Source organism: Mesobaculum littorinae, assembly GCF_004011175.1.
Classification (GTDB): domain Bacteria; phylum Pseudomonadota; class Alphaproteobacteria; order Rhodobacterales; family Rhodobacteraceae; genus Tranquillimonas; species Tranquillimonas littorinae.
On the sequence record NZ_RQXX01000002.1, the window covers coordinates 57,630 to 71,192 of the forward strand.

Annotated in this window: 12 protein-coding genes; 11 read left to right on the forward strand and 1 reads right to left on the reverse strand. The window is 68.1% G+C overall.

Annotation, left to right across the window (positions count from 1 at the left end):
• Positions 1–146 precede the first annotated feature (146 nt).
• Positions 147–1,175 (reverse strand): type VI secretion system protein TssA, encoded by a 1,029-nt coding sequence (gene tssA / locus EKE94_RS05095; RefSeq protein WP_164870831.1) that lies wholly within the window; start codon positions 1,173–1,175, stop codon positions 147–149.
• A 276-nt stretch (positions 1,176–1,451) separates the two neighbouring features.
• Here tssA and tssH point away from each other — a divergent pair, with 276 nt between their 5' ends.
• The 11 genes from tssH to EKE94_RS05150 all read left to right on the forward strand — a co-directional run bounded on the left by tssH (position 1,452) and on the right by EKE94_RS05150 (position 13,458).
• Entirely contained in the window at positions 1,452–4,016 is a 2,565-nt protein-coding gene (tssH, locus tag EKE94_RS05100; protein WP_235855907.1) for a type VI secretion system ATPase TssH, read from the forward strand.
• Between the two features lie 101 nt (positions 4,017–4,117).
• Positions 4,118–4,594 carry an Hcp family type VI secretion system effector gene (locus EKE94_RS05105; protein WP_127905543.1) on the forward strand — a complete coding sequence of 159 codons (477 nt, stop codon included), beginning with the start codon at positions 4,118–4,120 and terminating at the stop codon, positions 4,592–4,594.
• A gap of 88 nt (positions 4,595–4,682) precedes the next feature.
• Positions 4,683–5,705: a hypothetical protein gene (locus EKE94_RS05110; protein ID WP_127905544.1), complete on the forward strand. Its 1,023-nt coding sequence runs from the start codon at positions 4,683–4,685 to the stop codon at positions 5,703–5,705.
• 64 nt (positions 5,706–5,769) lie between these two features.
• On the forward strand, positions 5,770–7,893 hold the full coding sequence (locus EKE94_RS05115; RefSeq protein WP_235855908.1) for a type VI secretion system Vgr family protein: 2,124 nt from the start codon (positions 5,770–5,772) through the stop codon (positions 7,891–7,893).
• A gap of 9 nt (positions 7,894–7,902) precedes the next feature.
• Positions 7,903–8,604 carry a hypothetical protein gene (locus tag EKE94_RS05120; protein WP_127905545.1) on the forward strand — a complete coding sequence of 234 codons (702 nt, stop codon included), beginning with the start codon at positions 7,903–7,905 and terminating at the stop codon, positions 8,602–8,604.
• A gap of 1 nt (position 8,605) precedes the next feature.
• A complete protein-coding gene (locus EKE94_RS05125; RefSeq protein WP_164870832.1) occupies positions 8,606–8,800 on the forward strand; it encodes a hypothetical protein in 195 nt (64 codons plus the stop codon).
• A 172-nt stretch (positions 8,801–8,972) separates the two neighbouring features.
• On the forward strand, positions 8,973–9,326 hold the full coding sequence (locus EKE94_RS05130; protein ID WP_127905547.1) for a hypothetical protein: 354 nt from the start codon (positions 8,973–8,975) through the stop codon (positions 9,324–9,326).
• 3 nt (positions 9,327–9,329) lie between these two features.
• On the forward strand, positions 9,330–10,328 hold the full coding sequence (locus EKE94_RS05135) for a DUF2169 domain-containing protein (RefSeq protein WP_127905548.1): 999 nt from the start codon (positions 9,330–9,332) through the stop codon (positions 10,326–10,328).
• Positions 10,325–11,434 carry a DUF4150 domain-containing protein gene (locus EKE94_RS05140; protein ID WP_127905549.1) on the forward strand — a complete coding sequence of 370 codons (1,110 nt, stop codon included), beginning with the start codon at positions 10,325–10,327 and terminating at the stop codon, positions 11,432–11,434. Before EKE94_RS05135 ends, EKE94_RS05140 begins: the two co-directional genes overlap by 4 nt.
• A gap of 10 nt (positions 11,435–11,444) precedes the next feature.
• Positions 11,445–12,425, forward strand: coding sequence for a hypothetical protein (locus EKE94_RS05145; RefSeq protein WP_127905550.1), 981 nt, complete (start codon positions 11,445–11,447; stop codon positions 12,423–12,425).
• Positions 12,426–12,630: 205 nt separating this feature from the next.
• Positions 12,631–13,458 carry a hypothetical protein gene (locus EKE94_RS05150; RefSeq protein ID WP_127905551.1) on the forward strand — a complete coding sequence of 276 codons (828 nt, stop codon included), beginning with the start codon at positions 12,631–12,633 and terminating at the stop codon, positions 13,456–13,458.
• Positions 13,459–13,563: the final 105 nt, after the last annotated feature.

The following is a 13,563-nucleotide window of genomic DNA, read 5'->3' on the forward strand; positions in this document are numbered from 1 at the left end:
CGCAATTGTCGCGGCTATCGGCCACGCATCGCGCGACCAATATGACTGGGCTTAACTCAAACCGAAGGTTACCCTGTCGGACGCGCGTGTCGAGACCAATGTGCAAAGTATCGGCGGGGGCTTGCCGATATTTACAGAACCGTCATTCATGTCTCGGTGTCCGAGCGATCATCGACACGTTTAATGCCGGCGGTCGTGAAGACGTTTTCGCGGGTCATCTCGTCCGGGATCAGTTCGGCCAGCAGTGACATGAAGTCCATTCTGCCGCGGCGGATCAGCGTTTCCAGCGAATGCGACATGGGCGAGTGCGGCTCGGTCCGGCGAAAGAAGGCTGCGACGTCCGAGAGGGCGCGCAGCGCATCCTCGCGCGTTTCGATGCGGCCTGGCTGTGCGGGGGCGGCAGCAGGGGCGGCCGGCGCATTCGTGGTTTCCTGCGTTGCGGTGTCGGAGACCTCGGCGCCGGCGGTGTCAATCTGACCGAGTCGGCGAATCGTGCGGCACGCATCGTCGAGGATGTCGAGGATGCGCGCGAAGGGCGGGGCGTCGGCGCCGCGCAGGTCCGTCAGCGCGGCGTCGAGGTCGGCAAAGGCTGCGCGTGCCTCCTCGGCATGGGTCAGGTGCTGTGCCATCGCGGCAGGCCCGGCCTCGGCCATCGCGGCGGACACGGCGTCGGACCGGCCTGCCGTGCCGCAATCCCACAGGCTGTAGCTGCCGTATTCCCGCCCATGGACCAGCGACAGCAGCCTGAGCGGCTGGATCAGCGTGCCCTCGCGGCCCACCCCGTTCAGCCCGGCGACGGTGCTGAACGTGTCGTCATCGGCGTCCTCGGGTTGCGGGTGCAGCGATTCGCCGTGGCTGCGCACCATTCCGGCGAAGGCGATCGCGGCATCGCGCAGGCCCGCGAAGCCGTCGGTCCGCGCCGCGGCCTCGACCAGCCAGACGGCGATTTCGGCGTCGCGCGAGTGGTCGCGCAGGATCGAAACCGCAAGATCGTGGACCTCGTCCCACTCGGGCAGGCGGCCCAGAACGATGCGCCCGTCCTCGTCCGGGGTTTCCTGCGCGCGTTCCGCCGCGCGGGCTTTCGACCGGGCATCGCGCAGGTTGCGGTAATTCGCCAAAACCGCCGGATCGGTGCGCGGATCTTCGCCAGTGTCTTCTCCGGGTTCGAAAAGCACCTGTGTTTTCTCCTTTTTCAGATTTGGCGGCGGTCATAAATCCGACGCAATTCTGGACCTTTCGACCCGTGAATCGGGGTCGGTGCCGTTTCCCATTCGGTCGTTTCATGCCGATCCGCCAGCCGCGGGATTGCATATGCATGTGGCATTTGGAACTACTACGTCAATTCTTGGTTCATCGATGGTCCGCCTGTAAAAACCTTTTTTCCAGAGGGTCCCGATTTGTCGTCTATTGACCTGCATCTCCTGTTTCAAAGAGCATCGGAAGATGTCTCCGTGGTGTTTGAATCCGCGGCCGCGCTGGCGGTGCGTCATACCCATGGCGCGGTCGAGATCGTCCATCTTGTGTCGGCGCTGGCTGGACATCCGCAGGCGGCCGAGCTGATCGCCCGGGCCGGTGGCGATGCGGCGGCCTGCGGGGGCGAGGCGCGGTCGGCGCTTGAGCAGATGACGCGCGGATCGGCGGGGGCGCCATCGCTGTCGCAGCCGCTGGTCGCCCTGCTGCGCGAGGCCTGGCTGACGGCCACGCTGCGGTTTGGCCGCGACCGGGTAGGCGTGGCAAGTCTGCTTCTGACCATGGTGTCCGAGACCGAGCCGCGGGCGATCCTGCGCCGCACGGTTCCGTCGCTTCTGTCGTTGGACGCGGGCCTTCTGGAACAGGCGATCCGCGATGAAGAAACTGCTCCGACCTCCGGGCCGGTCACATCGCGGCCCGCCCCCTCGGGCGAGGATTTCCTGGCCGAGTATGCGACGGACCTGACGCAGGCGGCCCGGGACGGGCGCGTCGATGACATCGTCGGTCGCGACGCCGAGCTGCGGCAGATGATCGACGTGCTGGTGCGGCGGCGCCAGAACAACCCCATCCTCGTGGGCGAGGCCGGCGTCGGCAAGACCGCGATCGTCGAGGCGCTGGCCCTGGCCATCGCCCGTGGCGAGGTTCCGGGACGGCTGGCGCAGGTCTCTCTTCACGTGCTCGACCTTAGCCTTTTGCAGGCGGGGGCGGGCGTGAAGGGCGAATTCGAACGGCGGCTGAAGGGGGTCGTCGACCAGGTGGCCGCCAGCGAGACGCCCGTGATCCTGTTCATCGACGAGGCTCACACCATGGTGGGCGCAGGCGGTGCCGCGGGCCAGGGCGATGCGGCCAACATCCTCAAACCCGCGCTGGCGCGGGGAGATCTGCGCACCATCGCCGCGACAACCTGGTCGGAATACAAGAAGTACTTTGAAAAGGACCCCGCGCTCAGCCGCAGGTTCCAGACGGTCAAGGTGGATGAACCCGACATCGAACGCGCGATCCGCATGATCCGCGCCGTCGCGCCCAAGTTCCAGGACCACCACGGCGTCGCCATTCGCGACAGCGCCGTGCGCGCGGCGGTCGAACTGTCGGCGCGCTACCTGCCCGAACGGCAACTGCCCGACAAGGCGGTCAGCCTGATCGACACCGCCGGCGCGGCCGTATCCATGAGCCGCGAGACCGAGCCCGAGACGCTGGCGGCGCGGCGCAGCGAGCGTCGCTATCTTCAGGACGAGATCGCCGCGCTGGAGGCCGAACCCCTGACGACCGGTCGCGACACCCGGCTTGAGGAACTGCACCGCGATCTGGCCCGCGCCGAGGACGAGATCGCCCGCCTGGGCCAGGATCTCGATACCCAACGCGCGCTGGCCGACGAAGCCGATGCGGTGCTGACCGAGGGCGGCAGCGACGTGATGGCACGACTGGCCGAGCACGAGGCGCGGTTGGCCGAGGTCGCGGGCGAGGCGCCGATGGTGCATCGCGTCGTCGACGCCGAGGCCATTGCCGCCGTGATCGCCCGCTGGACCGGGATCCCCGCGGGACGGATGCTGCGCAGCCAGATCGAGGCCGTGACCGCGCTGCCCGACCGGATGAAGGCGCGGGTGCTGGGGCAGGACGCGGCGATCGACGCGCTGTGCCAGTCCGTTTCCGTGTCGCGCGCGGGCCTGCGCGATCCGCGGCGCCCGCAGGGGGTGTTCCTGATGCTCGGCACCTCGGGCATCGGCAAGACCGAGACGGCGCTGGCGCTGGCGGACGAGCTGCATGGCGGCAGCTCGGCGCTGACCGTGATCAACATGTCCGAGTTCAAGGAAGAGCATAAGGTCTCGCTGCTGATGGGCTCTCCCCCGGGCTACGTGGGCTATGGCGAGGGCGGCGTGCTGACCGAGGCGGTGCGCCGGCGTCCACATGGCGTTCTGCTGCTGGACGAAATCGACAAGGCGCACGAGGGCGTGCAGGAGATCTTCTACCAGGTGTTCGACAAGGGCGTGCTGCGCGACGGCGAGGGTCGCGACGTGGATTTTCGCAACGTGACGATCCTGATGACCGCGAACAGCGGCACCGAAACGCTGGCCACGCTGGCCGAGGACCCCGAGACGATGCCCGAGGGCGACGCGCTGGTCGAGGCGCTGCGCCCCGAGCTGGACCGCCGGTTCAAGCCCGCGTTTCTGGGGCGGCTCGAGATCCTGCCGTTCCTGCCGCTGGGCAAGGACGTGCTGGCCGGCATCGTCGACCTTCAGATCGACCGCATCGCCGACCGGATGCGCGACAGCCACGGCGCCGACCTGACCGTCACGCCGCAGGCGCGCGACGCGCTTGTCGACCGTGCCGTCGCCGGGGACACCGGCGCGCGCGCGATCGAGGCGATGCTGGGGCGGCAGGTCCTGCCCCGGCTTGCGGATTTCTTTCTGGCCTCGCTTCTGGGCGGGACCAGCCCCTCCACCGTCGAGCTGGGGCTCGACGCGGACGGGGCGTTCCGGGTGAGTTCACCCGATGGGGACGCGCAGCGCCGCGACCCCGAACCGGAGGCGCCCCGTAAAGTGAGCTGAGGTCCCCCAAGGGGCCCCGCTACGGGGCCCGCGTTTCAAAGGCCTCGATCCTGCAACTTCCAACCCGCTCCCACAGCAACCCAACCACGGAGAGAGACGACATGCCAATCTATCTTCAACTCGACGGCATCCCGGGCGACGCGACGCACGAGACCCACAAGAAGTGGATGGATATCGAGTCGCTTCACTGGAACGTGTCGCGCAACATGAACACCTCGGCCGGCTCGACCGCGAACCGCGAAGCCTCCGAGCCCACCGTCAGCGAAATCGTCCTGACCAAGGTGTCGGACAGCTCGTCGACCAAGCTGTTCGCCGAGGCCTGCACCGGCCGCACCGGCAAGACTACGACCATCCACCTGGTGACCACCGGCAACCCCGGCGACACCTACATCGAGTACAAGCTGACCAACACGCTGGTGGCGAACTACTCGGTCGATACCTCGGGCGACCGGCCGGTCGAAACGATCCGGCTGAACTTCACCAAGATGGAAGTGAAGTACATCCCGCACGACGAGAACCACAAGCCGATGTCGCCGATGATCGCCTCTTACGATCTGTCGACCACCAAGGCGGCCTGATCGCGACCGCGATCCTAGGGGAGGGGCGGTCGCCCGACCGCCCGTCCCGTGCCTTGACCCGCCGACCGATCTGCAAGGAACCCCCCCGATGCCCGATCTTCAGGATGTCCTAAACCGCGTCGAGAATACCGAACGCAAGTACGACACCAACTGGGTCCGCCCCCTGTCGAACGCCTACGTCATGGCCCACGCACGGGTCCGGGATGTGCTGGACGATCAGCGCAAGTTCGATGCGCTGGTGGCGGATCTGCTGATCACGGCGGTATCCATGGGGATGGGCGCTGGACTGGGCGCGCTGTTTGCCAAGACGACGCTGAAATCCGTCGCGGCCGATGCGGCGGTCAACTACGTGATCCGCCGCAACATGGTGCGCACCTTCAATGCCATAGCGGCGGTCGACGAGAACAAGGCGCTGAGCTTCCTCATCTCGCGTGGCTGGGACGAGGCCGAGCGCCGGCTGAGCGCGCAGGCCAAGACGGCGGTGGGCAACCTCGCCGCGCCGCGGCCCGGGCTGCAGGCGGCGCTGACCGATCCGCAGATCTTCCAGAACCGTCTAGCCACCTATGTCGACGAGGCGCTGATCGCGATCAGCTCGGTCGCGATGGACCTCAACGAATCCGACCTGCCCGCCGAGACGAAAGAGCGGCTGGCGCAGGCAATGCTCGACTCGGCCGTGATCCGCAACGCGCCGGTTACCCCGGTCTTTCCCGACGAACGCGTCGGCGCCCAGCGGCTTGAGCTGGGCATCTACATGACGCTGATCATGGACAGCGACCGGTTCGTGGAAGGCACCGGTTTCCTGATGGGTGGCGCGGGGGCCATGCGCTGGGACAAGGGACGCCCCATCAATGTGCCCACCGGACATCCCGATTACCCGCGGGCATACTCGCGGCATGAGATCTCGGGAAGCGGGGCGGCGCAATCGGCCAGCCTTGAGGCGGGACGGATCGAATACGATCAGCCGGGGCGCAAGATCGAAAGCCGGATCGATGACCTGCACGAGGCATACTACGGACGCCCCTTCTTTTCCGGCAGGTCGGACCGCGACGAGCTCGTGCGCGCGGAACGCGTCTACCAACGTCTTGCCGGGATGACCGCGCCGGCATTCTAGGCCGACATGCCGGGATGACGACCCGGCGCGGGTCCGCATGGGGCGGGCAATGCGAAAGGAGCGCATGGTGAACGCCGAAACGGATTTCGTTCAAGCCGACCGTATCCTGAGGGTCGAGACCCCGCTGGGCAATGATGTGCTTCTGGCGCAGAAGCTCAGCCTGCGCGAGGCGGTATCGGACCTTTTCACCGGGCGCGTCGCGGTGCGGTCGAAACTGCCCGAGCTGAAGCCCGACATCCTGCTGGGCAAGACCGTCGATGTCAGCCTTGAACTCAGCCATGGCGTGCGGCGGACCTGGAATGCGCTGGTCAGCGACCTGATCGCCGGCCCGCGCCAAAGCCGGGGTCTGCGCAGTTACGACCTGATCCTGAAGCCGCAGCTGTGGTTGCTGGCCCAGACCTCGGACTGTCGGATCTGGCGCGACAAGACCGCGCTCGACGTCGCGCGCGAGCTTCTCGGCGAACACGGCATCCCGGCGCCCGAAACCTCGGGCGTGGTCGATCCGGTCCCGCCGCAGCATTACTCGGTGCAGTGGAACGAAACCGATCTCGCCTACCTCACCCGGCGGCTGGAAGAAGACGGCCTGTTCTACTGGTTCACCCATGAACCGGGCGCACACCGGATGCACATCGCCTCGCACGCAGCGGGCTACATCGGCAACGAGGACGTGCGCTTTGCCGCCGGGTCGAGCGACCGCAACCACATCACCCGGTTCGAGACGACGTTTCGCTATACCCCCGGCCAGCATGCGGGGCGGGACTGGAACTTCGAAACCCCCGGCACGGTGCCGGCGGGCGCGACGCCCAGCCTGGTGTCGCTGGTCCGCAACGGCGGGTTCGAGCATTACGAGTACCCCGTGCAGGCCGGCTACGGCCCGGGCGTGCGCGCGAGCGAAGGGATCGAGGACGCCAATGTCGCGCGCGTCTCAAGGCTGCGGATGCAGGCGACCGAGGCCGATCATGCGCGGATCGAAGGTACCTCGGCCGTGCGTACGCTGGCGGCGGGGGCGCGGTTCACGCCCTATGACGTGGCCGACCCCGGGAACACGTTCGAGCCGCATGTCATGATCGCCATCGACCACGAGGCGGTCGACGTCAGCTATGAGAGCGTCGAGAACCAGCCCGAGTATCTCAACACCTTCACCGCCCTGCCGGCCGAGGTTCCGGCCACGCCGCGGCGCACGACGCCGCATCCGCGCATCGACGGTGCGCAGGTGGGCATCGTCGCCGGTCCCCCGGGCGAAGAGATCCACCCCGACGAATACGGGCGCATCAAGCTGTGGTTCCCCTGGGACCGCCGCGCGGCGAAGGACGGCAGCGACACCTGCTGGGTGCGTGTGGCGCAGAACTGGGCCGGTCCGGGCTGGGGCGGGCAGGTGATCCCGCGCATCGGGATGGAGGTGATGGTGACCTATCTCGACGGCGATCCCGACCGCCCCGTGGTCACCGGCGTCGTGCCCAATGCGCGCCAGCGCGTGCCCTACGAACTGCCCGCCCACAAGACCCGCAGCACCTTCAAGACCGACACCCACAAGGGTGAGGGTTTCAACGAGCTGCGGTTCGAGGATCTGGCCCAGCAGGAAGAGATCCGCGTCACCGCGCAGAAGGACCTCAACACCATCATCCGCAACAACGAGGCGCGCATCGTGATGAACGACGCCGCGCTTGCGGTCATGGACAACAAGCTGTCCGAGGTGATGGGGAACGAGATCAACTCGGTCGCCGGCAGCCTGACCTTTTACACCGGCGCCTCGGGGCCGGGGGCGATGGCAGCGCAGGGCATGGGGGTTCAGTCCAACCTTTTGTCCGAGATGGCCTACGCGCTGGACCGCCCGTCGCTGAAGGAGAACGGCGCGCCGGGGGATTTCACGATCATCTCGGACGGCTCGCATGACGTGACGGTCGGCAAGAGCGCGCAACACCACATCAACCGCAACTTCGACATGTCCGTGGGCGCCAACCACGCCACCCGCATCGTCGGCAACCGCTCGGCCCGGGTGGACGGGGATTCCAGCGAAAACGTCGGCAAGACCCGGACCGAGTTCGTGGGCGACCGCTACGTGCTGGTCTGCGGCCAAAGCCGGATCGAGATGAAGAGCTCGGGCGAGATCCTGATCTCGGGCGTCAACATCCGCGTCGAGGGCAGCAGCCACATCCAGCTGAGCGCACCCAAGATCGACCAGAACTAGGGATCCACGATGACGCCCGAGCAGCAAGCCTATCTGGAGAACCTCTGCCGCATCCTCGATGTGCCGATGTCGACGACCGAGCCCAATCCCGGACTGGCGCTGAACGTGCTGGCGCGGATGTTCCTCGTGCCCACGATCGAGGATCACGGCGAACGCAACCGGGCCCTGAACGAGATCCGCGGCAACCTTGCGCCCTACCGGCAGGAGATGGCCGATTTCATCGGGGTCACGGCCGGGCTGGCGGTGCAGATGCAGGAGTTTCCCTACTGGTTCGATCACCAGCACAGGGACACCGACGCCCTTGTCGAGCAGTACAAGACCCTGTCCTGGACTGTCTATGTGCTGGGCGTCCTAGGCATCGGCGCGGGTACGGGGGCCGCGGTCGCGGGCGCGGTCGAGGCCAGCAAGTCGGGGTCGGTCCGGCAGGGCGCAGCCCGGGCGACCGAGCGGCTTCTGGGCCGGGGGCCGGTGCTGGAAGAAATCCAGCGTCGCATGGGACCACGGATCGGAGTCGGACGGGCGGGCGTCGCCGGCGCCGTCGTCGCAGTGGGCGGCACCATCGCTTACTACAGCGCGATCGAACAGATGGAGGATATCCGCGCCGTCCTGATGCATCGCTTCCAGGAAGGCGACATGACCGACGACCAGTTCAGGGAGGTGTTCGGCGAGTACATAAGACCACAAGACATCAAGAAATACTGGGAGATGTAGGGTGCGGGTGAAACCGATCTATCTCAGTCTTCCGGTGTTCGTGTTCTGGGTCTGCCTCCTGGCACTGCTGATCGTCTCGCTCGCGGCCAGGGTCTTCGGCGTCTACTCCCTCTGGTGGTGGGTCTGCGTGATCCTGTTGTTTCTCTTCGCGCGCTACGGCCTTGGATACCTCGTTCGCGTGGACGACCGGGAATGATCCGGCAAAGCCATGAACACACGGGGCGTTGGGAGGGCCAAGGCGTGTCGACCCGCGGCGTCGCGGTCGGAAGCCCCATGTGCCGGGATCCCGCGGCCCGGGCCACCGCTCTGCTATACCTCGCGGGGATGGGTCCATCTGCGGGCCGCGGGGCATCGGCGGGGGGCGCACCATGTCGGTAAGCCGCACCTTCGACCTGCGCCGGATCCTTGCCGTCAGCGACAGCGGCGTGCCGCTGCTGGAAGGCACGAATGCCCGCATCCTCGCAACCTCGCCCTTCGGGGCAGGGGATGTCGGGCGGATCGCGGTTTGCCAAGCCGTGCTTGATCAGGACGAAGCGACCGTGGTCGCGCTGGGTGTCGTGCACGAGGACCCGGCCCCCGACGATGCGCCCCTGGTCCTGCGGGCGGGCGCCGCGTCGCTGGCGCTTCATCCCGACGGGCGGATCCGGCTTGAGGGCGAGGATGTCGCCGTCGACGCCGCCCGCACCCTGCGTCTGGCCGGCGCGCGCATAGATCTGAACTGATCTATGTGGCAGGTTCGCAACTCCACCCCCTTCGCCCACCACGCCGCAGCGTTCCGCGACCACCGCGGGCGCAGCTTCTGGGGGGTCTGGGTCGCGGCCACATTTGCCTTGCGCGAAGGCCTGCGGCCGCTTTTCGTGATGCCGCAACAGCCCGTGGCGCAGGCCCCCGTCTTTGCCGGCGACGACCCGCAGGGGGTCCTGCTGCGCGACCAGGAGGTCACGCCCGCGCGGGCATCGATCGACCTCGTCCTGCGCGGCGCGGGGCCCGCGACGCGGCGCGCACCGGCCGAGGTGTCCTTTCGCCTTGGCGGGTGGTCGAAGCGGTTGCGCATCTCGCCTGATCCCGATGACGGGGGCCGCGTCCCGCTGGACTGGACGCGCGCGCCGGGCGGGCCCGACGATCCCGACAACCCGCTGGGCCGCTCCGGACGTGGGAACGGTCGGGGGGAAGGCCGGGGGGACGGGCCTTTGCCGCGGCTGACGGCGGTGACGGGCCGGGTGCCCGCGCTGGGCCCGGTGCCGCGGGCATGGCCCGCGCGCGCGGCGCTGGGCGGCACCTACGACCGGGCGTGGCAGCGCACCCGCGCGCCGCTTCTGCCCACCGATTTCGATCCCGCCTTCTGGCAGGTCGCGCCCGAGGATCAGCGGATCGACCCGCCTTGGCCGGACGCGCCCGAGATCCTGATCGGCGGGCTGGAGGGCACCGGGCCGGTCGATGCGCCCTCGGCCTATCCGCTGCCAGCGCTGTCCCTGCTGACCTCGACCCGGATCGGCGGCCGCTGGCAGCCCCGCCCGGGCGCCGTGCAATCGGTCGAGATCGACCTTGAAACCGGGCTTGTCCGGTTGGTTCAGCTGACGACCTGGCCGATCCCCAGCGCGGCCGAAGACGTGACGATCGAACGGACGGTCATCGCGCTGGATGGCCGGACGCGCTTTGCCGTGGCGCCCGGACATGCGCGGCTGTTTCACGGCGCGACGGACCTGGAGGAGGCCCCGACATGAGCGTGACCGTCCGCATCAACGGCCTGACCCTGACCCATCGCGGATCGGGCGGCAGCCACAGCAACTCGACCCCCGATGTCTGCAGGACGCCGGGCGACGGAAAGCCGGTGCCCTACGGGATCACCGCGGTGAACCCCGATATCGTCAAGGGCACGACAACGGTCCTGGCAGACGGCGGCCACATGATCGCGCACAAGCCGTCCGAGTTCTCGCGTTGCACCGGGGACGAGGCGGGCTCGATGAAGGGCGTGTCTTCGGGCACGCACCTCGCGCAGTCGAACTGGATCACCTACTCGCCCAATGTCTACATGGAGGGTCAGAACGTCTGCCGCCTGTCGGACAAGCTTCACATGAACAACTACAACTGCATCTCGGGGCAGGGGGGGCAGGTCGAACGGGTTTTCGACACCGGCGACGAGGTTCTGAACGAGCTGTGCCGGATCTTCTGCGAGGTGCGCGAGGAATGGCAGGCCTGCCGCCGCAACCCGCCACCCGGTGGCTGCCGCCGCCCGTCCCACACCGCCAAGAGCCGCACCCGGACCGCACTGGAGCGCCCGGATTCCCGTCTCAATCGCGGGATCACCTCGCGCCGGGGGCCGCGGGCGCTGGGCGCCGCGGAACGCAGCATCTTCGTAGGGCGCACCCGGGCGATGGCCGAACAGATGGGGCGCCGCGCCTATAGCGAACGCGGGATGCGCAACTACCTGGAACGGCAGATGCGGCGCCTGATCCGTCGCGAAGGTCTCGCGGCGGTCAAGCGGGCGGGCCGCAAGATGTGGATGAAGTTCGTTCCCGGCCTCAACATCATCAGCGGCGTGATGGACGCCATCGACCTTGCCGTCACAGCCGCCGATATCTACCAGGCGGTGCGCAGCATGAACCTGCTGGAAAGCGAGGCGGTGCGCATCGTGCCCGATGTCTCGATCCTGGATCAGGACGGGGCGGTTCTTGATATCTACGACTACAAGTTCGACGCGCCCGGCTATCAGGACGATTTCCAGTCCGATCAGCTGGACCTTTACAAGAACAGGTCCCAAGGCGGTGTCTTCGAGGTCAGCGACGCGACCTGCTCCTGCGATGCCCATCCGGCGACCCCGATCAGCTAGGAGGCAAGTGATGCCGGAGTTTCTTTACCGCGATACCACGCAGGCGTCGGACCAGAAGGTGGGTGCGCCGATCCTGCGGATCACGGCCCTGACCGACCCTCTGGACGGCGCGACGCTGGCCGGTCCCGGGGGCGAGCTTCTGGATCTGTTCCTGACGCAGTTCGGGGCCGACGTCGCCTTCGTGGCGAAGGGCCCCACCACCGGCCGGTCGCGGGCCTCGCGCCTGACCAAGGCGACGGACAAGCGGATCGGTGAGCTGCGCGCGATTCTGCGCGACGGTGGGGTCGAGAAGTTCGGCCTGCGGATTTACGGTCCGGACGATACCGGTTTCGGCCGACCCCTGGCGCCCTATGCCTCGATCGCTCACATGATCGCCGAGACGGACGCGGGGGTGACTCCCTATGCGCAGATCGACTTTGCCCTCCCGCCCGAGGGGGAGGCATCGCAGCGGTTCCTGCACGACAGCGATGAAGTGCTGCGCCGGCTGCCCCTGCGCGCGGGGGTCCAGGGTCTGGGCTTTGCGGGGACGCCGGTCGAGGGGTCGCTGATGTTCCTCTATCCGCCCGCCTTCCGGCGCTATCGGGCCGCCGTGATCGCGGATTGGCGGATCCCATCGGCGCTGGTGTTTCACAACCCCAATGCGACGCAGGTGCACGGCGATTACACCGCGGGCCTGCCCGATATCGGATGGCGCACTTACGTCGGGCCCGAGTTTTCAGAACGGTTGCAGGGCCGCCCCCGCCACCCCGAAGTGACCGTCGAACAGGCGGGCGCGGCGACGGTCGTGACCGCCGGTGCCGCGCCGATCTGGGGCGATCTGAATACCGGTGAAGATATCGGGCCATTTCGCGCCGCGGCGCGGTTCCTTGAACCCGCTCTCGCCAGTCGCGGGCGCCGGATCCGGGAGGCGCCGTGCTACGTGAACGGCAATCCGGAACGCGAGGCGCTGGCGGCCGACTACCTCGACCGGTTCAAGGGGAGCGGGGCGTGACCCGACGCGTGCGGCGAAGCGGGGCGGGGAGCAGAGCCGAGCGCCTGTCTGCGGCGCGGGCCGGACACAGCTTCGCCTGCCGGATGAGCGGTGGGCCTGCGGGCCGCTCGGCCGTCGTCGCCCTGCCATCGTCGGCTTGCCGCGCGGTGCAGGGCCGGGGCAATGGTGGCGCAGCCAAGCCTGCCAAGACGCGAGTGATGATGCCATGACCGACAACGCTCACACCGGCACCCTTGCGGCCCGCGTGTTCGGCGCCGACGCGATCCCTGCGACGGTGACGGGCCTGACGCTGATCCTGCGCCAGACGCCCGCCGCCCTGGCGCGGGGGCTGCGCGACGAGGTTCTGGACGAGCTCGATTTCGCGCTGGGCGATATCGGCGCGCTTCTCGCCACCGGGTACGGCGCCCTCGCGGAGTTCGACCCCTCCGGGCTGTCCATCCACTGCCGCCCCGAGCCCGAGACGGGCCTGACGATCGAGGTGACGGGCGCCCGGCATGGCGCCTTGCTACCCAACCTGCTGATCCGGGCGCTTCATGGTCTGCACCAGACACCCGCGGGCAGCTTCGACCGTCTCCTCGCCATGCTCGACGGGGACGAGGCCGCGGCGCGGGACAGCCACGACCCCAAGGACTTCTCCGCGCTGGTCAAGCGGATCGACCTTTCCGTCCAAGGCGAAGGGCCGCACGCCCCCCTGCCGCTGGATCTGCCGCCGCCATCGCCCGATGCGGCTGCGCTGGTCGACGCGCTGTCGCGCACGGACGCCGCCCGAACCTTCCGCATGCCCGCAGGGGCGCAGCACCTGTCCGAGAGGGCCGAAAACGGCCTGATGTCTCTTTGGTCCTTCGGCGCGTTGCAGTCGCTGGCGGCGCCGGCCCCCGACGATGACGAACCGCTCTTCACGCTCGACCGGGATGCCGAGGGCACGCTCTGCACGGTCGAGGGCTGGAGCGCGGCGCCGGTTCACCTGGCCGAAACTCTGCGCTGCATGTGTCAGGAGCGGGGCACGGGCATCGTGGCGCTGGACGATGCCTGAGTTATCAAGGCCTGAGGTTTCCGTGGCTGAGGTTTCGGTGCCTGAAGCGTCGGAGCCTCGGATGCCGAAGAGTCGGCCGTCAGGGCCTGACCGGAGGGTGCCGCG